Below are 18,948 nucleotides of genomic sequence, written 5' to 3' on the forward strand. Positions count from 1 at the left end.
TCGCTCACAGGGCCAGCGCGAGGAGCTCGGCGGACGGGAGGCCCGTGAGCGCCTTGCCGGGCAGCATGACCTTCGACTTGCGCAGGCCGCTGCCGATGACCACGCGCGGGGCGGCGGCGACGGCCTCGTCCACCAGGACCGGCCAGCCCTCAGGGAGGCCGACCGGGGTGATCCCGCCGTACTCCATGGCGGTGAGCGAGGTCGCGTCCGCCATCGGCGCGAACGAGACCTTGCGGGCGCCGAGGTGCTTGCGGACGACGCCGTTCACGTCGGCGCGGCCGGTGGCGAGGACCATGCAGGCGGCGTAGGAGACCTCGCCGCCGCGCTTGGCGGCGACGACCACGCAGTTGGCGCTGGCGTCGAGGGGGACGGCGTACCGCTCGCAGAACGCGGCCGTGTCGGCCAGCTCCGGGTCGATCTCCGCGACCTCGGCCTCGGGCACGGCGCCGATCGCGGCGGCGACGGGCGCCGCGAGGAGGTCGTGCCGTTCGTCCGCCGGTTCCCAGTCGAGCGTGCCGAGCATCTGTGCGTCCCCTTCCGTGGTTTCGGTCCCCACCCTGCCACGCTCTTGACGCCGGGACGCCCCGCGTGGTCCAGTGGCTGAGCCACTCGACCACTGGAGGTTCCGTTGCCGTCCTCGCCGATCCCCCGCGACACCGTCGTGGACTCGCTCGTCGACCGGCTGCGCGACGACGTGCTCAGCGGCCGGTACCCGCCCGGCTCCTACCTGCCGCCCGAGCGGGAGCTGGCCGCCGGGTACGCGGTGACGCGGACGTCGCTGAAGCACGCGATCGTCCGGCTCGCGCAGGCGGGGCTGCTGGAGACGCGGCACGGGGTGGGCACGCGCGTCCGCGACTACGAGCGGCTCGGCGGCCCCGAACTGCTGCCGATGCTGGCCCGCACGGTCGGGCCCGCCTGGATGGCGGAGATCTTCGAGGTGCGGCGCGAGGTCGGCGCGCGGGTGGCGGCGCGGGCGGCCGAGCACGCGACGGCCGCGCCGCGGGCCCTGCTGCGCGACCTGGCCGACGAGGTCCGGAACGCGCCGGACGCCGACGCGGCGCAGCTCGCCGAGTGCGAGATCCACCGCGTCATCGGCGGCGCGACCGGCAACCGGGTGTACGGGTTCATGGTGAACGCGCTGCTGAACGCCTACCTGGCCGTCCGGGAGGGGTTCGCGCACGCGTTCGCCGACCCCGGCGCGGCGGCGGACCGGCTCGCGCCGCTGATCGGCGCGCTGTGCGACGGCGACCCGGACCGGGCGCGCGCGGCGGCCGACGCCTACTTCGCCGAGACCGAGGCGATCATGACGAAGGGGGCGCGATGAGCGCCAGGCGCACGACGTTCAGCGAGGTCATGGAGGGCGAGCTGCGGCTCGCCGGGGAGGACCGGGCGCGGCCGATGCGGCTGGACCTGGACGCCGACCTGCCCGGCGTGCTGCGCCCCTGGGGCGACGCGGAGGGCGCCGTCACCGGGCGCGTCAGCGTGCCGGGCTGGGCGGACGACCCGGCGGCCTCCGGGCGGCTGCGCGTCGCGCCGATCGCCGCCCGCCGGATCCGCTACACGCTCGACTTCAAGGCCGCCGACGGCCGCCGGCTGCGCCTGGACGGCTGGAAGTCGGTGTCGCCGCGCCGGCCCGTCCGGTCGATGACGTCGCTGCCGGCCACCGTGACCGACGCGGACGGGACGGTGGTCGGCGAGGCGCGGCTGCGCTTCCATCTGCGCCGCGACCTGGCGGCCTTCCTCGCGAGCTTCCGCGCCCCCGCGCGGGCCGCCGACCCGATGCGGTCGCGCTGGCGGGGGCAGGCCGGGCGGCTGGAGGTCTGGTACACGACGCTGACCGACCCGGCGACCGGCACCGGCGTGTGGCTCCACCACGAACTGGTCGCACCGGACGACGGCGGCGGCGCGCACGCCCACGGCTGGGCGGCCGTGTTCCCGCCCGGCGAGCCGCCCGTGTTCGGGCGGTTCGGGCCGCACGAATGGAGCCCCCGCGAGGACGCCGCCTTCGCCGCCGGGCCGGTCGTCCAGACCGGCGACCGGCTCACCGGCACGGCGGGACCGGTCGGCTGGGAGCTGCGCGAGTCGGGCGGCGGGCCGCCGCTGTTCACGTTCCCGCGCTGGGCGTGGGAGCGGGAGCTGCTGCCGGCGGCGCAGATCGTCCCGAAGCCGGCGGCCGCGTACAGCGGCGCGGTGCGGTTCGGCGACCGGGTGCTGGACCTGGCGGACGCCCCGGGCGCCTCGGCCCGGATCTACGGGCACGGCAACGCGCGCCGCTGGGCGTGGCTGCACGCCGACCTCGGCGGCGGCGACGTGTGCGAGATCGTGGCGGCCGTCTCGACGCGGCCGGGCCTGAACCGGATGGCCCCGCTCCCGCTCGTCCGGCTCCGGGTGGACGGGCGGGACCTGCCGTCCGGCGACCCGCTGCTCGCGGCGCTCCGGCTGCGGGCCGACATCCGCCTCCCGACGTGGACGGTCCGGGGGCGCGTCGGCGACCGGCTGCTGAACGTCGAGGTCACGCAGCGGCCGGAGGAGACCGTCGCGGTCGACTACGCCGACCCGGACGGAGCCCCGGCGGTCTGCCGCAACTCCGAGCGCGCGGACGTGCGGATCGCCCTCGCGCGCCGCGCGGGACGCGGCTGGCGGACCGAGCGCGAGTGGCGGCTGGACGGCACCGGCCACGCGGAGGTGGGCCTGCGGTGAGCACCATGGCGGGGACCGTCTCGGTCCTGCTCGGCATCGACGACGACGCGGAGCTGGCGCGCGTCACCGCCGGCGCGGAGGCGATCGCGCGGGCGCTGCCCGGCCCGGCGCGGCTCGGGATCGCCGCCGGGACCGGCGCGCTGGACGCGCTGGCCCGGCTCGCCGTCGGGCGGCCCATCGACCGGCTGGACGCCGGCCGGCGGGACGCGCTGTGCGCGCTGCTGGCGGCCCGCCCGGCCGCCGCCCGGGTCATCGAGGCGGTGAAGGCCCCGCTGCTGCTGGCCGCCGGGACGGGGCTGCTGCCCGGCCCGCCGGAGCCGGGCGGCCTGGTACGGCCCGACGCGGCGCTGGACTGCACGCCGTCCGCCGGGTGGCCGGCCTGCGCGACCGCCGACGCCGTCGTGGTCGGGTCCGGCGCGGGCGGCGCGATGGCGGCGCGGACCCTCGCCCGGCGCGGCCTGTCAGTGGTCGTGCTGGAGGAGGGGCGGCGCTTCACCGCGGCCGAGTTCCGGGAGCGCCGGCCGCTCGACCGGTTCCTCGACCTGTACCGGGACGGCGGCACGGCGGTCGCGCTCGGCCGCCCGCCGGTGCTGCTGCCCGAGGGCCGCGCGGTCGGCGGGACGACGGTCGTCAACAGCGGCACCTGCTACCGGACGCCCAGCCGGGTCCTGCGCCGCTGGGCGTCCCTCGGCGTCCCGGTGGAGGACTTCGGCGCTCACCTGGACGAGGTCGAGGCCACGCTGCGCGTCGCGCGGCAGCCGGTCGGGCCGCTCGGCCGCAACGGGCTGCTCGCGCTCGCGGGAGCCGAACGGCTCGGCTGGCGGGCCGCGCCGCTGCGCCGCAACGCGCCCGGCTGCACGGGCAGCGCGCAGTGCGCCGTGGGGTGTCCGCACAACGCGAAGTACGGCGTGCACCTGAACGCGCTCCCCCAGGCGTGCGAGGCGGGGGCGCGGATCGTCACCCACGCGCGAGTCGAACGCATCCTGGTCGAACGCGGGACCGCCACCGGTGTGCGCGCGCGGCGTCCAGACGGCACGGCGTTCGAGATCCTGGCGCCCCGCATCGTCGTCGCGGCCGGCGCCACGCAGACGCCCCTGCTGCTGCGGCGCTCCGGCCTCGGCGGGCATCCGGAGCTGGGCCGGGGCATGGCCGTCCACCCCGCGACGAACATGGCGGGACGCTTCGCCGAGCCCGTCGAGTCATGGCGCGGGGTGATGCAGAGCGTCGGCATCGAGGAACTGCACGGCGACGGCGTCCTGATCGAGGCGACGGCCACGCCGCCGGGCATGACGTCGTTCCCGCTGCCCGGGATCGGGCGGCGGCTGCGCGGCGAGCTGGCCGGCGCGCACCGCCTCGCCGTGCTCGGCGCGATGATCGCCGACGCCCCGTCCGGCCGCGTCCTCGGCGCCCGGCGCCGCGCCCTGCTCCGCTACGACCTCGCCCCGCGCGACGCCGGGCGGCTCCGCCGCGCGATGACCGCGATGGGGCGCGTCCTGTTCGCCGCCGGGGCCGAGGAGGTGCTGACCGGGCTCGCGCGGGACCCCGTCGTCCGGGACGAGGACCAGCTGGTCCGGGCCGTCGCGGCGGCGGCGCCCGCCGACCTGCACCTGGCCGGGTTCCACCCGACCGGGACGGCGCGGCTCGGCGCCGCCGCGGCGGCCACGCCGGTCGACCCGGCCGGGCGGCTGCGGGGCGTGCGCGGGGTGCACGTCGCGGACGCCTCCGTCCTGCCGACGTGCCCTGAGGTGAACCCCCAGCTCACCATCATGGCGATGGCGTCCCGGATCGCCGCCGGCATCGCCTGAGCCCGGCGCGGCCCGCCGGGGTCAGGCGGCGGCGCCCAGGGTGCCGTGCGGGTCGAGGATGTACTTGCGCGCCGCGCCCCGGTCGAACTCGGCGTACCCCTCGGGCGCCTGCTCCAGCGGGATCACCGACGCGTTGACGTTCCGCGCGATCTGCACCCGGTCGTACAGGATCGCCATCATCAGCTGCCGGTTGTAGGACATCACCGGGCACTGGCCGGTGACGAAGTACTCCGACTTCGCCCAGCCGGTCCCGATCCGCAGGCCGAGCTGCCCCACCTTGGCGTTCTCGTCGGCCGCGCCCGGGTCGCCGGTCACGTACAGGCCGGGGATGCCGACCCCGCCGGCGGCGCGGGTGATCTCCATCAGCGTGTTCAGGACCGTCGCGGGCTGCTCCTTCTGCGCCCCCTCGTGGCCCTGGCCGCGCGCCTCGAACCCGACGCAGTCGACGGCCGCGTCCACCTCGGGCACGCCGAGGATCTGCTCGATCTGCGCGCCGACGTCGCCGTGCTGCGACAGGTCGATCGTCTCGCAGCCGAACCCGCGGGCCTGCGCGAGCCGCTGCTCGTTCATGTCGCCGACGATCACAACGGCGGCGCCGAGCAGCAGGCAGGCGGTCGCGCACGCGAGGCCGACCGGTCCCGCGCCCGCCACGTACACGGTCGAGCCGGTGGTGACGCCGGCGGTGTAGGCGCCGTGGTAGCCGGTCGGGAAGATGTCCGACAGCATCGCGAGGTCGGGCAGCTTCGCCATGACGGTGTCCCGGTCGCCGGGGAACTTGAGCAGGTTGAAGTCCGCGTACGGGACGACGGCGTAGCGGGCCTGCCCGCCGTGCCAGCCGCCCATGTCGACGTAGCCGTAGGCGGCGCCCGGCCGCTCGCGGTTGACGTTCTCGCACACGCCGGTGTGGCGCTCCTTGCAGTTGCGGCAGCGGCCGCACGCGATGTTGAACGGGACGCTGACGAGGTCGCCCTCCTTCACGAACTCGACGTCCCGGCCGGTCTCGATCACCTCGCCGGTGATCTCGTGGCCGAGCGTGAGCCCGGCCGGCGCGGTCGTCCGGCCGCGCACCATGTGCTGGTCGGAACCGCAGATGTTGGTGGCCAGGACCTTCAGGATGGCGCCGTGCTGCAGCTTGCGCCCGTTCTGCTCGGCCAGTTCGAGCTTCGGGAAGTCCAGGTCCTCCACCGTGACCTCGCCCGGCGCCTGGTACACGACGCCTCGGTTGGTGTCCGCCACGACCTCTCCCTCGGTTGAGAGCCGGTTCGCAGGCGCCCGGACGGCTGCGGCCCGCGCCCGTGCGTGCTCGCGCGTGCCGCGGGGGCGTCCGCGATCGTACAACCGGAGCCATACCCGGTTTGTGACCGTTAGTCCTATTTCGGACGGTTCAGCTGCCCAGATAGCGGAGGACCGCGAGGACGCGGCGGCTGTAGCCGGCGGCATGCGACAGATCGAGCTTGTCGAAGATCGCGTTGGCGTGCTTCTCGACCGCGCTCTGCGAGATGTGGAGGTTGGCGGCGATCGAGGCGTTCGTATGCCCCTGGGCCATGTTGTCGAGGACGTCCCGCTCCCGGGGCGTGAGGCGGGCCAGCGGATCGGCGTGCGTGCTGTGCGCCAGCAGCCGCCGGACCACCTCGGGGTCGAACGCCGCCCCGCCCGCGCCGACCCGGTCGAGCGCGTCCAGGAACTCGTCCACCTGGGCGACCCGGTCCTTCAGCAGGTAGCCGACGCCGGTGGTGTCGGCCGTGATCAGCTCGGTGGCGTAGCGCTTCTCCACGTACTGCGACAGCACGAGCACCCCGACCCCCGGCCAGCGCCGCCGGATCTCCAGCGCCGCGCGCAGGCCCTCGTCGGTGTGCGTCGGCGGCATCCGCACGTCCACCACCACGACGTCGGGCGGGCCCTGCTCCCCCGCCGCCGCCACCGCCGCGATCAGCGCGTCGCCGTCGCCGACCGCCGCGACCACCTCGTGGCCCTCCTCGGCGAGCAGCCGCACCAGGCCCTCGCGGAGCAGCGTCGAGTCCTCGGCCAGCATCACCCGCACGGCAGCTCCGCGGTGATCACCGTCGGGCCGCCGTGCGGGCTGTGCACGGCGAACGTCCCGTCCAGCGCGGCCACGCGGCGGGCCAGGCCGGCCAGCCCGCCGCCGCCCGGGTCGGCTCCCCCGCACCCGTCGTCTTCGATGCGCACGCCGATCATTGTCCCGGACCCCGCGACGGCGACCCGCACCGCCCGCGCGCCGGAGTGCTTGGCGGCGTTCGTGACCGCCTCGCAGACGACGAAGTACGCGGCGGTCTCCACCGCGTGCGGCGGCCGCCCCGGCACGTCGTAGTCGATCGTCACCGGCACCGCGGACCGCTCGGCCACCGTCTCCAGCGCCGCGCGCAGGCCCTCGCCGTCCAGCGCGGCCGGATACACCCGCCAGGTGACCTCCCGCAGGTCCTCGAGCGCCCGCTGCGACTCCTCGTGCGCCTGCTTCAGCAGCTCCACCGCCCGCTCGTGGTCGCCCGCGCGGCGGGCCCGGCCGATCAGCATGCCGAGCGCCACGAGCCGCTGCTGGACGCCGTCGTGCAGATCGCGCTCTATGCGGCGGCGCTCGTCGTCCACCGCGTCCACCACCTCGGCCCGTGTGACCGACAGCTGCGCGATGCGGCGCTCGTACTCCTCCAGCGGGCTCGGCCCGAGGCAGCGCCGCGCCACGCCCTTCTCCAGCGCCACCACGCCGACCAGCCCGTACACGGCGAGGAAGAGCAGCACCCCGCCGACGAGGGCGGTGTAGAGGACGATCCACCAGGCCGGCGGGATGCCGTCCAGGTAGTCGCCGGTGACCCACCAGCTCACCGCCAGCCGGAGCCCCAGCGTCGCGCCGTAGCCGATCAGCAGCAGGATCGCGGCGCCGAGCAGTCCGACCGGCACCCGCAGGACGAGGTACGCGAGCGCCCGCAGCGGACCGTACTGGACGGCCCGGTCCTCGCCGAGGAAGGCGCGCAGCCGCCGCATCTCCAGCTCGGTCAGCAGCTCGGCGGCGTCCGCGACGGCCGCCGGGACCGCGCGCCGGCCGCGGGAGAAGGCCAGCGAGTACGCCATGAGCAGCGCCGCCCCCGCCAGCAGCACCAGCTCCGCGCCGGCGGTGGCCGCGCCCAGCACGAGCCCCGCCACGGCCCGGACGACCACGGCGGGGCCGCGGCGCACGGCGTCAGAAGGTGATGCGGTCACGTTCGCGTTCTCTTGCCTCCGCCCGGTGCGCCCCCGCCGGCCGGTCCCCGGCACCGGCCCGCCGTGCCTTCACGATACGCACCGCGAGGAACGCCGCGGCCGCCACGACCGCGACCGCGACCACTGCCTTGGAGTAGACGCCGACGTACTCCTCGACCGTCCGCCAGTTGTCGCCGAGCCCGTACCCGGCCAGCACGAACACGGTGTTCCACAGCAGGCTGCCGAGCGTCGTGTAGGCCAGGAACACCGGCATCCGCATCCGCTCCACCCCCGCCGGGACGGAGATCAGGCTCCGGAAGATCGGGATCATCCGGCCGAAGAACACCGCCTTGCCGCCGTGCCGGAGGAACCACGCCTCCGTCCGGTCGAGGTCCTCGACCTTGACCAGCGGCAGCCGCGCCGCGATCGCGCGGACCCGGTCCCGCCCGATGAGGGCGCCGATCCCGTAGAGCGCGAGGGCGCCGACGACGCTGCCGAGCGTCGTCCACACGATCGCCGCGGTGAGGCTCATCCGGCCCTGCGCGGCCGTGAAGCCCGCGAGCGGGAGGATCACCTCGCTCGGCAGCGGCGGGAACAGGTTCTCCAGCGCGATCGCCAGGCCGGCGCCGGGCGCGCCGAGCCGCTCCATCAGGTCGGTCGCCCACCCGGCGATGCCGCCGGCGGGTTCGCCGGCGGACGCCGCGCTCATCAGTCCGATCATGCCTACGACGCTAGGAACCGGCGGGGCCCGCCGCCATGGAGAGCACCGCCGACCCGCCCGGCCGGATCCCGCACCCCCACCCTGCGGAAAACCACACCCCCGGCCGCCCGGGATTGCGCGAAAGGGCCTGCCCGGCCGGAGGATCCGGGCTTAGGCTTGGCCTCCCAGTACCGCCCGGCGCGGCAGCGCGGGCGGCGTACGGAAGGAGCCGCACGCGTGGCCGACGACCTCCCCGAGAGCGCGCCCCCCGGCATCGACCCCGCCACGCCCACGTTCGCACGGGTGTACGACTACTTCCTCGGCGGCAAGGACAACTTCGCCGCCGACCGCGAGGTGGCCGACATGGTGATGCAGCTCGTGCCGGAGGCTCCGGTGGTGGCGCGGGGCAACCGGGTGGCGATCGAGCGCGCGGTGACCTACCTGGCCGGCGACCTCGGGATCGACCAGTTCATCGACATCGGGTCCGGGCTGCCGACCTCGTCCAACGTGCACCAGTTCGCGCGGGCGGCGAACCCCGCCGCGAAGGTCGTCTACGTCGACAACGACCCGATCGTCCTCGCGCACGGGCGGGCGCTGCTCACCGAGGACGGCGTCGCGACGTTCATCCAGGGCGACCTGTACGAGCCGGCGAAGATCTTCGCCGACCCGGCGCTGACCCGGCTGATCGACCCGTCCCGGCCGGTCGGGATCGTGCTGGCCGCGATCATCCACCACGTGCCGGACGACCGGGACCCGGCGGGCGTCGTCCGGTCGCTGCTGCCGTTCCTCGCGCCCGGCAGCCACGTCGTCCTCACCCACCTGCACGACTCGGGCGACGACCCGCGCGTCGAGGAGGCCAAGCGCGTCCTGCAGTCGGGCCTGGGCGGCTCCTACTTCCGCCACTCGTCGGAGATCGAGCGCTTCATGGCGGGGCTCACGATCCTGGAGCCGGGGGTGGCGCACGTGACCGAATGGCGCCCGAACGGGCCCGCGGGGCCGCTGGAGCACCCGCTGCACACCCAGATGGTGGCCGTTCTCGGCCGCAAGGACTGATTCAGCGGAGAGTGAAACGGCCCACGCCGCCGCGGGGCCGTCCGGGATGCTCGTGGTCCTGGTCCCCGCAGGCCGGCCCGGTTGCGGACGCCGCCGCCGCCGGTTTCGGACACCGGGTCCGGTCATGATCCCGGTAAAGGATCTTTTTGATCGACTTTTCCGCCGTCATACCTTTCTTGTAGCGTTCGCAGCGTTTTGTGAAGTGCATTCATGATCGGACTTTCCCGCCACAAGATCATTCAAGGACGCCGCGATGCCCCTGGCGACAGGCCTGGCCGCGGCCGCGCTCCTCGGCCTGCTGACGCTCCTGGCCACCGCGCGGCACGGCAGGCGCCGACCGCGCTCGGACGACGAGCACCCCGAGTCGCTGACGACCGTCCTCGGCCCGGGGGACGAGGAGTACCTCGCCTGGCTCGCCGACCACCACTGGCCGCGGGACGAGTACCTCGACCTGGAGCACGACTGGCTGGACGAGATGGCGTTCGGCGAGCCCGCCGGGCACTACGAGGCGCCGCTGTGCCCCCGCTGCGACCTGCGCCGCGAGGACGTGTGGCCCTGCCCGACCTGCGGCCGGCTCCTGCACTCCTCCTGCGGCCACGGGATGCGCCGCCGGACGGTCGACCGCCCGTACCGGACGCACGGGACCAACTCCGAGGCCGTCATCGGCGAGTGGATCTGCACGGGGTGCGCGTCGGTGGTCGGCCTGGACGTCGACCACGGCGACGAGCCCGACGGGGGGCTCTTGCGGTGAATCGCACCGAATGCCCGATCTCAGGGCCCCGCACACGCGACGAACAGTAAAGAATTCCTCATCCACTTGCATATTTCGGACGCACAGCGGCAGGCTGCACTATGTCCTAAATCACTGGGACACCGTGGAGGAACTCCGTGACCGCTCAGCACGACACCATCTGCACGCACGAGCCGCCGTGCCCGGCGCCCGACGACCTCGACCGCGAGGCGGCGCGCACCGTGGCCAACCACCCCGAGCAGGGCTGGAGCCTGCTCTGCAACGGCATCGTCGTCTTCGAGGACACCGGCGAACTGCTGCCCGACGGCCGGGTGATCGCCCCGCACCGCCCGGTCACGACCGCCTAGCGGATCACGTGCCCGTCGTACCCGAGCCGGGCGAGCTCCTCATAGGCCGCCCAGACCTCCGCCGGGACGGGCATCGGCACCTGGTAGCCGCGCTCGGCGTACACCACCATCCGCTGCAGGTCCCCCACCATCAGCTCGATGGACCGGCGCTCGCAGAACGCCTCGAACCCCAGCTCCGGCGCGGACGCTGACCACTCGGCCTCGGGCCACCGGCACCGCGCCGTCGCGAGCGACCGCCGCGTCATGTAGGGCTTCGCCACCAGGATCCCCCGCCGCACCGCGACGCCCCGGCCGTCCAGCAGCCGCCTGGACGCGGTGATGTTCTCCCCCGTGTTGGTCGCCGTCTCCTCCAGCAGCAGGGCCTCCTCCGGCACCCCGTGCTCGCGCGCCACCCGCGCGAAGACCTGCGCCTCGGTCTCGGCCCAGTCCGCGGTCATCTTGCCGCGCCCGCCCGTCACGACCACCAGCGGCGCCCATCTCTCGTGCCAGAGACGTGCCGCATGGGCCGCCACCCGCGTGTCGTGGCACCCCAGCGCCAGGATCACGTCAGCCTGGGAGAGGGGGCCGGACAGGACGAGGTGGTCCCAGACGACCCGTGCCAGTTCGCGCGCCCGCGCGTCCACATGCGACTCCACGGGGTCATTGTCCCCGGCGGTCCGCATGTCGGACTCCCATCCGGCGGAGCCTCCCGCTAACGTTCAACTGTTTTGCTACTTACGCAAGAATCATGTGGAACTCGACCGCGAAAGGACGGTGTGGTGTGATCACAGTCCTGGTCCTCGTGTCCCTGCTCGCCCTGCTCGGTTTCTGCCTGCCCCGCCTGCTCCGCCCGATGCCCCTGAGAACCGCGTCCGACCCCCCGCCCCCCGCGGCCGCGCACCCGGAGTCCATGACCGCCGAACTCGATCCCGGCGACGAGGAGTACCTCGCCGCCCTCGCCGACGAACTCTGGCCCGAGGACGAGTACCTGGAGCTGGAGCACACCACCGACGGCGAGGAGGAACCCGGCGGCAGCGGCATGCGCCGCTGACCCGCCGCACGTAAACCTCGGCCGCCGCCGGCCCGTCCTAGAGGGGTCGGGCGCTCCCCTCGACTGTCCATGACGGCGGCGGCACGGGGAAACGGCACGCACCTGGCGAAGCGCCCCTGTTCTGCCCAGAGACGGCGCTGCGAGGTAGCGATGACAGTGCAGAACACGCCACGGCCGGGCTATGTCGGGGTCGAAGTCGATCCCGGCGCGGCGGAGCACATGCTCCGGCAGATCGGACTGTTCCTGCGGGACGGCGAGACGGTCCTGGCGCTCGCGGCGACCGTGAAGGCCCTGCCGACGCTCACCCACATCGCCGTCACCGAGCGGCGCGTCCTCGGATTCTCGGCTCCCGACCTCGTCAGGGAGGGCCCGCGGCAGGAGGTTCCGATCGCGGAGGTCGCCGCCGTCGAGGCCCGCAAGTCCTACAAGCAGCGCTGGTTCCTCGTGGTGCTGGACGGCTCCGGGGCGGAGACCGACTTCGGTGATGTCCACGACCAGGACGCGCCGCACATCAGAAGCGTCATCGAGGGCTTAGTCCGGGCCCCGCGCCCTGCCCAGGCGCCTCCCGCCCCGGCACCCCCCGCGCCCGCCGCCCCTGCCCCCGTAACCCCGGCGCCGGTGCCTCTCGTCGCGGCGCCGGCGCCGTCGGGGTGGCGGTACAACCCGCCGCCGACGTGGCCCGCGCCGCCGCCCGGATGGACGCCGCCGCCCGGATGGCAGCCCGACGCGAGCTGGCCGCCCGCACCGCCCGGCTGGCAGTTCTGGCTCCCCGCCGCGCCTCCGGTCCCCGCCCCGGCCCCGCCGATGCCCGCCCCCGCGCCGCCGGTTCCGGCGCCCGCGCCGCCCGTCCCCGCGCCACCCGTCCGTACGCCGGGGTCCGCGCATTCGGCGTCCAGGCCCCTGCCGGTGTTCGGCGGGAAGCGGGAGCGCATCGAGGAGCTGGAGGCCGAGAACGCGGAGCTGCGGCAGTGGCTGGAGCGGCTCGGCGGGCTCGACGCCCCCGGCGTCGGCGCGGAGATCGCGCGGCTGCGGGACGAGGCCGCCGAGGTACGGCGGCAGACCGCGGAGAGCGCCGGGAGCTGGCGCGGCTGCGCAAGGACATCGTCGAGACGCAGGACCTCGCCCTGCTGCAGGAGGCGGGGATCTACGAGTACCAGCATCCACTCGAAGACGTCGTCGCCTACAAGGCCGAGCTGGCCAAGGTGAAGGACCGGATCAAGTCCATGGCGAGCGGCGGCGAGGCGGTCGTCGGCGCGACGCACTGGACGGTGAACGGGTCCGCCGCGCAGGGCGCGAAGATGGTGCGGGACTTCTCCAAGCTGATGCTGCGGGCCTACAACGCCGAGGCGGACAACCTCGTCCGGACGATGCGCCCCTACAAGCTCCAGTCCGCGATCGACCGGCTGGACAAGACGGCGCAGACGATCGAGCGGCTCGGCAAGACGATGGACATCCGGGTCGGCCGCCGGTACCGCGAGGTCCGCGTCCGGGAACTGCGGCTCACCGCCGACCACCTCGCGAAGGTGGAGGAGGAGAAGGAGCGGGTGCGGGCCGAGCGGGAGCGGCAGCGCGAGGAGGACAAGGCGCGCAAGGAGTTCGAGCGGGAGAAGGCCCGGCTGCTCAAGGAGCGCTCGCACGTGGAGTCGGCCCTCGCCAGGCTGGAGGCCAACGGGGACGCGGCGGGCGCGGCCGACCTGCGGGCCAAGCTCGCCGACGTGGAGGCGGCCATCGACGACGTGGAGGGGCGGGCGGCGAAGGTGCGGGCCGGCTACGTGTACGTGATCTCCAACATCGGGGCGTTCGGCGAGCGGATGGTGAAGATCGGCATGACGCGGCGGCTGGACCCGATGGACCGGGTGCGGGAGCTCGGCGACGCGTCCGTGCCGTTCCGGTTCGACGTCCACGCGCTCATCTTCAGCGAGGACGCCGTCGGGCTGGAGGGGCGGTTGCACCAGGAGTTCGCGGACAGGCGCGTCAACCAGGTCAACCTGCGGCGCGAGTTCTTCTACGCGACGCCCGGCGAGGTGCGCGAGGCGCTGGAGCGGGTCGCCGGCAGCCACCTGCTGGAGTACACCGAGGTGCCGGAGGCCGAGGAGTTCCGGCAGAGCCGGAGGTAGCTCAGGGCGACTCGAAGAGGGCGCTCACCGACTCGCCGTTGTGGATGCGGCGGACGGCCTCGGCGAGGGCCGGGGCGATGGACAGGATGCGGAGCTTGTCGCTGCGGTCGCCGTTCGGGACGGGGACCGTGTTGGTGCAGACGATCTCCAGGACGTCGGGCTGGGCGGTGAGGCGCTGGAGGGCGCCGGCGGCGAACAGGCCGTGGGTGCAGGCGACGCGGACGCTGCGGGCGCCCAGTTCGCGGAGCCGGTCCAGCAGCTCCAGGACGGTGCTGCCCTTGGCGATCTCGTCGTCCAGGACGATGACGTCGCGGTCGGCGACGTCGCCGATGACGGAGCTGATCTGGACGCGGTCGTCGGGGAAGCGCTGCTTGGCGCCCGCGGCGACCTGGACGCCGAGGAGGCGGGCGAAGGCCGCGGCCTCCTTGGCGTTGCCGAGGTCGGGCGAGACGACGGTGGTGCGCGACAGGTCGTACCCGCGGAAGTGGTCGGCGAGCTCGCGCAGCGCGTGCAGGTGGTCGACGGGGACGGAGAAGAAGCCGTGCACCTGCGGCGAGTGCAGGGTCATGGCGAGGACGCGGCTCGCGCCGGAGGCGACGAGGAGGTCGGCGACCAGGCGCCCGCCGATGGAGATGCGCGGCGCGTCCTTCTTGTCGGAGCGGGCGTAGGAGTAGTGCGGCATGACGACGGTGATGCGGCTCGCGGACGCGCCGCGGGCCGCGTCGCACATCAGGAGCAGCTCGACGAGGTGCTCCTGGACGGGCGCGACGAGCGGCTGGATCAGGAAGACGTCCCGCTCCCGGCAGTTGGCCTGCAGCTGCACCTCCAGGCAGTCGTTGGCGAACCGGTCGACCCGGGACGGGCTCAGCGGCACCCCGAGGTGCGCGCAGACCTCGGCGGCCAGTTCCGGGTGGGCGCTACCGCTGAACACGGCGATCTCTCGCACGAACCGCTCCTCACGTGATCGTCCGGGGTCATGCTAGAGGTCGGTGGTGGGCAGGGGTTCGCCGGTCTCCAGCAGTGTCTTCAGCCCGGACAGGACGTGCGGCCAGCCCTGCCGCGACATGGCGAGCAGCGCCTCGCCCGCGCGGTGTACGACGGTAAGCCTGGTGGTGGCGCCGGCCGGCTCGATGGCGAAGGACACCGTTGAGCGGGGTTCCGCCATGAGTGCGCGGCGGGTCTCCTCGTCCACGCCGACGCTCTTCGCCCATTCGGGCGTGAAGGTGTGCCAGGTGTAGGACAGGCGGCGGCCCGGCTCGGCCTCCAGGACGGTCTGCTCGGGGTCGGCGGTCACCGCGTCCTCTTCGTGCCAGGTCATGGCCGAGCCGGGCGTCCAGTCGGTCTCGAAGGCGACGCCCCAGTAGCGGCGGGTGGCGGCGGGGTCGGTGAGGGCCTCCCAGACGCGTTCCGGCGCGGCGTTGATGTAGATCGTGTAGACGAAGTCGTCCGCGGTCATCGGCCTGCTCTCGGGGTGGTCTAGGGCTTGCGGCCCACGCCGCCGTAGGCGTCGACCGGCTCGGGTTCGCCGGGCGTGTCGGGGCGCCAGTGCGTCACCGGGACGATCCCGGGCTCCTCGATCTCCAGGCCCTCGAAGAAGCCCGCGATCTGCTCGGGGGTGCGCAGCACGAGCTGCGCGTTGCCGGAGGCGTTCCACACGTCCACGATCCGGTCGGACGCCTCGCCGTGGACGACGTTCGTCCCGTCGTACATGGCGAAATAGCTCCCGGACGGCACCGCGGACAGCAGCCGCCGCACGATCGCGTACGCCTGCTCGTCGTCGGGGACGAACTCCAGGATGCCCATCAGCGTGAACGCGACGGGCCGGCTGAAGTCGAGCGTCTCCGCGGCGCCCTCCAGGATGCCCTCGGGCTCGCGGAGGTCGGCGTGGATGTAGGCGGTGTGCCCCTCCGGAGTGCTGGTGAGCAGCGACCTCGCGTGCTCCAGGACGAGCGGGTCGTTGTCGACGTAGACGATCCGCGACTCGGGCGCGGCCCGCTGGGCGACCTCGTGGGTGTTGTCGACCGTGGGCAGGCCCGTCCCGATGTCGATGAACTGGCGGACGCCCGCCTCGGCGGCCAGGTGCCACACCACCCGGTTGAGGAACAGCCGGGAGGCGCGGGCCAGCCTCGCGACGTCCGGCAGCATGCCGAGGATCTGGTCGCCGACCTCCCGGTCCACCGGATAGTTGTCCTTGCCGCCCAGCCAGTAGTTCCAGATGCGCGCCACGTGCGACACGCTGGTGTCGATGCCGGGGCCGGGGCCGGGTCTCTGCTCGCTCATGCACACCTCCTGCGGTGTCCCTTCCCGGCCCCGGCGCCCGTCAGTCCTCGCCGCCGTCGTCGTCCGGCTTTTCGGTCTTCTGGGTGAGGACCTTGCCGGACGCGGCGTCCACCGTGACCTCGTGCTCGGCGCCGTCCTTGCCGGCCACGTCGACCTCCCAGACGGCCTTGCCGTCCTCAAGCTCGAACTCGGCGGACGTGACGTGCCCCTGGACGGCCTTCAGCGCCGCGTCGGCGGCGGCGGGCGCGCCCACCGACGCCTTGCGCAGGGCGGCGGCCTCCGCGGCGTCGTCGCCGTCCTCGTCGCCGCGGTCGTCGGCGCGGTCGGTCAGCACCTTGCCGTCGCCGGAGTCGACGGTCACGTCGTGCCAGGTTCCGTCCTGGGCGAGGACGTCGAGCTCCCAGACCGCCTTGCCGTCCTCGTCGTCGAGTTCGGCCTCCGCGACCGTGCCGGGCACCTTCTTCAGCGCGGCGTCCGCCGCCTGCGCGAGCGCCACCTCCGGAGCGGCGGCCGCGCCGCCGGGCCGGTCGTCGGACGGGGCCGCGGCCGCGGCCGGCGCGTCCTGCGCGGTGGCGAACGCGGCCGTCGTCCCGCCGGCGGCCAGCACGCCCGCGGCGACGGCCGAGACCAGCAGCCCGCGCTTGGTGACCAGGCGCCGTGCGTTGTTCTTCATCGAGTTGCACCTTCCGTTCGGTTCCGCATTGCGAGACCCACGTTGGTGCGTCTTCCTGTAGCCCACCTGAAGCAACCTGAAGCCGCCTTCAGGTGGCGTTTGGCAGGCTGGGGGGCATGCGCCTGCTGATCGTGGAGGACGAGAAGCGCCTGGCCACGTCCCTCGCGCGGGGGCTGACGGCCGAGGGCTTCGTCGTGGAGGCCGTCCACGACGGCGCGGAGGGCCTGCACCTGGCGCTCGGCGGCGGCTACGACCTGATCGTCCTCGACATCATGCTGCCGGGGATGAACGGCTACCGGGTGTGCGCGGAGCTGCGGGCGGCGGGCGACGAGACGCCGATCCTGATGCTGACCGCCAAGGACGGCGAGTACGACGAGGCGGAGGGCCTCGACACCGGCGCGGACGACTACCTCACCAAGCCGTTCTCGTACGTGGTGCTGGTGGCGCGCGTCCGCGCGCTGCTGCGCCGCCGCACGCGCGGCGCCGCGCCCGCGATCGTGCTCGGCGACCTCACCGTGGACCCGGCGGCGCGGCGCGTCTTCCGGGGCGACGCGGAGGTGGAGCTGACCGCCAAGGAGTTCGCCGTCCTGGAGCACCTCGCCGCGAACGCCGGCCAGGTCGTGTCGAAGGCGCAGATCATGGAGGCCGTCTGGGACTTCGCCTACGACGGCGACCCCAACATCGTCGAGGTGTACGTGAGCGCGCTGCGCCGCAAGCTCGACGTCCCGTTCGGGCGCCGGTCGATCACGACGGTGCGCGGCGCCGGGTACCGGCTGGCCCGGGACGGGGGCGCCTGACATGGCGCGCCGCCTCGGGTCCGTGCGGGCCCGCACGACCCTGGGCGCGACGGCCGTGGTGGCGGGCGCGCTGGTCGCCGCCGGGCTCGCGGTGGTGCTGCTGCTGCGCGCGAACCTGGCCGGCCAGACGGACCTGCGGGCGGAGGTCGCGGCGCGGGAGGTCGCGGCGCAGCTCGCGGCGGGCACGCCGTACCGGAGCCTCGACCTGCCCGACGGCGAGGACCATCCCGTGCAGGTCGTCGGCGAGGACGGCCGCGTGCGCGCGGTGAGCGAGGACCTCCAGGCCATCCACGGCACCGGCTCCCCCGGCGTCCGGCCGGGCGCGGCCGCGCGCGGCGGCGGCGATGACGACCACGGCGACGACGACCCGGGACGCGGCGAGGTGTCCGGGGACGACCCGGGGTTCAGCACGGGCCGCGCGACGGTGGACGGCCAGACGGCCGAGTACCGGTTCGCGGCGGTCGAGGTGACGACGCCGCGCGACGAGACGGTCACCGTGTACGCGGGCGCCGACCTCGCCGCGGCGCGGGACGCGACGAGCACGGTCACCCGCGCGATGCTCGCCGGGCTGCCGCTGCTGCTGGCGGTGGTCGCCGGCGTGACCTGGCTCGTCACGCGGCGGGCGCTGCGGCCGGTGGAGGCCGTCCGGGCGGAGCTGGCGGAGATCACCGCGTCCGGCGACCTGGCCCGGCGGGTGCCCGTGCCGGACGCGCGGGACGAGATCGCCGACCTCGCCGCCACGACCAACGAGACCCTCGCCGCGCTGGCGGAGTCGGTGGCGCGGCAGCGCGGCTTCGTCGCGGACGCCTCGCACGAGCTGCGCAGCCCGATCGCGTCGCTGCGCACGCAGCTGGAGGTCGCCGCCGCGCATCCGGAGCTGCTCGACGTGGACGGCCTCGTCGAGGACGTCGTGCGGCTCCAGCATCTCGCCGCCGACCTGCTGCTGCTCGCCCGCATCGACGCCGGCGAGCGGCCCCCCGCCCGGCCGGTCGCGCTCGGCCGGCTCGTCCGGGACGAGCTGGACCGCCGCGCCCCCGGCGACCGCGTCGCCGTCCAGGCGTCGATCGAGGGGGACCCGCAGGTCATGGGCGTCCCGGGGCGGCTGGCCCGGGTGGTGGGCAACCTGCTCGACAACGCGCAGCGGCACGCGGACGCGGCCGTCCGGCTGTCGCTGCGCGAAGAGGCGGGGTCGGCGGTGCTGCGCGTCGCCGACGACGGGCCGGGGGTGCCGCCCGCCGACCGCGAGCGGATCTTCGAGCGGTTCGTCCGGCTGGACGACGCCCGCAGCCGCGACGAGGGGGGCGCCGGGCTGGGCCTCGCCATCGCCCGGGACCTGGTCGCGGCGCACGGCGGGAGCCTCACCGTCGGCGAGGCCCCCGGCGGCGGCGCCCTGTTCGAGGTGCGGCTGCCGGCTACTTGAGGAGCTGGCGGGCCATCACCATGCGCTGGATCTGGTTGGTGCCCTCGTAGATCTGGGTGATCTTGGCGTCGCGCATCATCCGC

The 18,948-nt window shown here is 74.6% G+C and carries 22 protein-coding genes; 11 read left to right on the top strand and 11 right to left on the bottom strand.

Annotated features, from left to right (window positions below; all coding sequences use genetic code 11):
- Positions 1–4: 4 nt before the first annotated feature.
- Positions 5–523, bottom strand: a complete 519-nt coding sequence (locus tag AB0K34_RS33690) for a YbaK/EbsC family protein (RefSeq protein WP_301176857.1) — start codon at positions 521–523, stop codon at positions 5–7.
- Between the two features lie 105 nt (positions 524–628).
- Here AB0K34_RS33690 and AB0K34_RS33695 point away from each other — a divergent pair, with 105 nt between their 5' ends.
- The 3 genes from AB0K34_RS33695 to AB0K34_RS33705 are packed head-to-tail and all read left to right on the top strand — an operon-like array spanning position 629 to position 4,505.
- Positions 629–1,324, top strand: a complete 696-nt coding sequence (locus AB0K34_RS33695; RefSeq protein WP_364553010.1) for a GntR family transcriptional regulator — start codon at positions 629–631, stop codon at positions 1,322–1,324.
- Positions 1,321–2,700: a hypothetical protein gene (locus tag AB0K34_RS33700; RefSeq protein ID WP_301176848.1), complete on the top strand. Its 1,380-nt coding sequence runs from the start codon at positions 1,321–1,323 to the stop codon at positions 2,698–2,700. The genes AB0K34_RS33695 and AB0K34_RS33700 overlap by 4 nt, the downstream gene beginning before the upstream one ends.
- A gap of 5 nt (positions 2,701–2,705) precedes the next feature.
- The gene (locus AB0K34_RS33705; RefSeq protein ID WP_301176856.1) at positions 2,706–4,505 is read left to right on the top strand and encodes a GMC family oxidoreductase; all 1,800 of its coding nucleotides are present in this window, start codon (positions 2,706–2,708) and stop codon (positions 4,503–4,505) included.
- Positions 4,506–4,526: 21 nt separating this feature from the next.
- Here AB0K34_RS33705 and fdhA read toward each other — a convergent pair whose 3' ends face one another.
- The 4 genes from fdhA to AB0K34_RS33725 all read right to left on the bottom strand — a co-directional run bounded on the left by fdhA (position 4,527) and on the right by AB0K34_RS33725 (position 8,418).
- Entirely contained in the window at positions 4,527–5,741 is a 1,215-nt protein-coding gene (gene fdhA, locus AB0K34_RS33710) for a formaldehyde dehydrogenase, glutathione-independent (RefSeq protein ID WP_301176847.1), read from the bottom strand.
- A gap of 148 nt (positions 5,742–5,889) precedes the next feature.
- A complete protein-coding gene (locus AB0K34_RS33715) occupies positions 5,890–6,546 on the bottom strand; it encodes a response regulator transcription factor (protein ID WP_171069358.1) in 657 nt (218 codons plus the stop codon).
- On the bottom strand, positions 6,537–7,718 hold the full coding sequence (locus AB0K34_RS33720; protein WP_301176846.1) for a histidine kinase: 1,182 nt from the start codon (positions 7,716–7,718) through the stop codon (positions 6,537–6,539). The genes AB0K34_RS33715 and AB0K34_RS33720 overlap by 10 nt, the downstream gene beginning before the upstream one ends.
- Positions 7,699–8,418 carry a DedA family protein gene (locus AB0K34_RS33725; protein WP_301176845.1) on the bottom strand — a complete coding sequence of 240 codons (720 nt, stop codon included), beginning with the start codon at positions 8,416–8,418 and terminating at the stop codon, positions 7,699–7,701. Before AB0K34_RS33725 ends, AB0K34_RS33720 begins: the two co-directional genes overlap by 20 nt.
- Before the next feature lie 216 nt (positions 8,419–8,634).
- Here AB0K34_RS33725 and AB0K34_RS33730 point away from each other — a divergent pair, with 216 nt between their 5' ends.
- The 3 genes from AB0K34_RS33730 (at position 8,635) to AB0K34_RS33740 (ending at position 10,548) form a co-directional block, all read left to right on the top strand.
- Entirely contained in the window at positions 8,635–9,450 is an 816-nt protein-coding gene (locus AB0K34_RS33730; protein ID WP_301176844.1) for an SAM-dependent methyltransferase, read from the top strand.
- Between the two features lie 253 nt (positions 9,451–9,703).
- Positions 9,704–10,201 carry a hypothetical protein gene (locus AB0K34_RS33735; protein WP_301176843.1) on the top strand — a complete coding sequence of 166 codons (498 nt, stop codon included), beginning with the start codon at positions 9,704–9,706 and terminating at the stop codon, positions 10,199–10,201.
- 158 nt (positions 10,202–10,359) lie between these two features.
- Positions 10,360–10,548 (top strand): DUF5999 family protein, encoded by a 189-nt coding sequence (locus AB0K34_RS33740; protein WP_301176855.1) that lies wholly within the window; start codon positions 10,360–10,362, stop codon positions 10,546–10,548.
- On the opposite strand, the gene AB0K34_RS33745 is transcribed toward AB0K34_RS33740, so the two are convergent.
- Complete coding sequence (locus AB0K34_RS33745) at positions 10,545–11,210, bottom strand: YdcF family protein (protein WP_364553011.1); 666 nt, start codon at positions 11,208–11,210, stop codon at positions 10,545–10,547. The genes AB0K34_RS33740 and AB0K34_RS33745 overlap by 4 nt on opposite strands.
- 98 nt (positions 11,211–11,308) lie before the next feature.
- Here AB0K34_RS33745 and AB0K34_RS33750 point away from each other — a divergent pair, with 98 nt between their 5' ends.
- The 3 genes from AB0K34_RS33750 (at position 11,309) to AB0K34_RS33760 (ending at position 13,695) form a co-directional block, all read left to right on the top strand.
- Positions 11,309–11,578 carry a hypothetical protein gene (locus AB0K34_RS33750; protein WP_364553013.1) on the top strand — a complete coding sequence of 90 codons (270 nt, stop codon included), beginning with the start codon at positions 11,309–11,311 and terminating at the stop codon, positions 11,576–11,578.
- 150 nt (positions 11,579–11,728) lie between these two features.
- On the top strand, positions 11,729–12,784 hold the full coding sequence (locus tag AB0K34_RS33755; protein ID WP_301176840.1) for a hypothetical protein: 1,056 nt from the start codon (positions 11,729–11,731) through the stop codon (positions 12,782–12,784).
- On the top strand, positions 12,781–13,695 hold the full coding sequence (locus tag AB0K34_RS33760; protein WP_301176839.1) for a DUF4041 domain-containing protein: 915 nt from the start codon (positions 12,781–12,783) through the stop codon (positions 13,693–13,695). Before AB0K34_RS33755 ends, AB0K34_RS33760 begins: the two co-directional genes overlap by 4 nt.
- Position 13,696: 1 nt before the next feature.
- On the opposite strand, the gene AB0K34_RS33765 is transcribed toward AB0K34_RS33760, so the two are convergent.
- Genes AB0K34_RS33765 through AB0K34_RS33780 form a run of 4 tightly spaced genes read right to left on the bottom strand, consistent with a single transcriptional unit; the run spans position 13,697 to position 16,648 of the window.
- The gene (locus AB0K34_RS33765) at positions 13,697–14,641 is read right to left on the bottom strand and encodes a ribose-phosphate pyrophosphokinase (RefSeq protein WP_138641539.1); all 945 of its coding nucleotides are present in this window, start codon (positions 14,639–14,641) and stop codon (positions 13,697–13,699) included.
- A 33-nt stretch (positions 14,642–14,674) separates the two neighbouring features.
- Entirely contained in the window at positions 14,675–15,151 is a 477-nt protein-coding gene (locus AB0K34_RS33770; RefSeq protein WP_301176838.1) for an SRPBCC family protein, read from the bottom strand.
- Positions 15,152–15,171: 20 nt separating this feature from the next.
- Entirely contained in the window at positions 15,172–15,975 is an 804-nt protein-coding gene (locus AB0K34_RS33775) for an SAM-dependent methyltransferase (protein ID WP_301176837.1), read from the bottom strand.
- Positions 15,976–16,015: 40 nt separating this feature from the next.
- The gene (locus tag AB0K34_RS33780; protein WP_301176836.1) at positions 16,016–16,648 is read right to left on the bottom strand and encodes a PepSY domain-containing protein; all 633 of its coding nucleotides are present in this window, start codon (positions 16,646–16,648) and stop codon (positions 16,016–16,018) included.
- A 116-nt stretch (positions 16,649–16,764) separates the two neighbouring features.
- On the opposite strand from AB0K34_RS33780, the gene AB0K34_RS33785 reads away from it, so the two are divergent.
- Positions 16,765–17,445 (top strand): response regulator transcription factor, encoded by a 681-nt coding sequence (locus AB0K34_RS33785; RefSeq protein ID WP_301176835.1) that lies wholly within the window; start codon positions 16,765–16,767, stop codon positions 17,443–17,445.
- A gap of 1 nt (position 17,446) precedes the next feature.
- Complete coding sequence (locus tag AB0K34_RS33790; protein ID WP_138641544.1) at positions 17,447–18,865, top strand: HAMP domain-containing sensor histidine kinase; 1,419 nt, start codon at positions 17,447–17,449, stop codon at positions 18,863–18,865.
- On the opposite strand, the gene AB0K34_RS33795 is transcribed toward AB0K34_RS33790, so the two are convergent.
- On the bottom strand, positions 18,858–18,948 hold a 91-nt coding region (locus tag AB0K34_RS33795), incomplete at its 5' end, for an acyl-CoA dehydrogenase family protein (protein WP_353821960.1). The genes AB0K34_RS33790 and AB0K34_RS33795 overlap by 8 nt on opposite strands.

The organism is Actinomadura sp. NPDC049382 (genome assembly GCF_040677125.1).
GTDB lineage: Bacteria > Actinomycetota > Actinomycetes > Streptosporangiales > Streptosporangiaceae > Spirillospora > Spirillospora geliboluensis.

Coding starts and splice junctions, on each gene's coding strand:
- AB0K34_RS33690 (WP_301176857.1), bottom strand. CDS start 523: ATGCTCGGCACGCTCGACTGGGAACCGGCGGACGAACGGCACGACCTC.
- AB0K34_RS33700 (WP_301176848.1), top strand. CDS start 1,321: ATGAGCGCCAGGCGCACGACGTTCAGCGAGGTCATGGAGGGCGAGCTG.
- AB0K34_RS33705 (WP_301176856.1), top strand. CDS start 2,706: ATGGCGGGGACCGTCTCGGTCCTGCTCGGCATCGACGACGACGCGGAG.
- AB0K34_RS33725 (WP_301176845.1), bottom strand. CDS start 8,418: ATGATCGGACTGATGAGCGCGGCGTCCGCCGGCGAACCCGCCGGCGGC.
- AB0K34_RS33735 (WP_301176843.1), top strand. CDS start 9,704: ATGCCCCTGGCGACAGGCCTGGCCGCGGCCGCGCTCCTCGGCCTGCTG.
- AB0K34_RS33745 (WP_364553011.1), bottom strand. CDS start 11,210: ATGCGGACCGCCGGGGACAATGACCCCGTGGAGTCGCATGTGGACGCG.
- AB0K34_RS33755 (WP_301176840.1), top strand. CDS start 11,729: ATGACAGTGCAGAACACGCCACGGCCGGGCTATGTCGGGGTCGAAGTC.
- AB0K34_RS33770 (WP_301176838.1), bottom strand. CDS start 15,151: ATGACCGCGGACGACTTCGTCTACACGATCTACATCAACGCCGCGCCG.
- AB0K34_RS33775 (WP_301176837.1), bottom strand. CDS start 15,975: ATGAGCGAGCAGAGACCCGGCCCCGGCCCCGGCATCGACACCAGCGTG.
- AB0K34_RS33780 (WP_301176836.1), bottom strand. CDS start 16,648: ATGAAGAACAACGCACGGCGCCTGGTCACCAAGCGCGGGCTGCTGGTC.
- AB0K34_RS33785 (WP_301176835.1), top strand. CDS start 16,765: ATGCGCCTGCTGATCGTGGAGGACGAGAAGCGCCTGGCCACGTCCCTC.
- AB0K34_RS33790 (WP_138641544.1), top strand. CDS start 17,447: ATGGCGCGCCGCCTCGGGTCCGTGCGGGCCCGCACGACCCTGGGCGCG.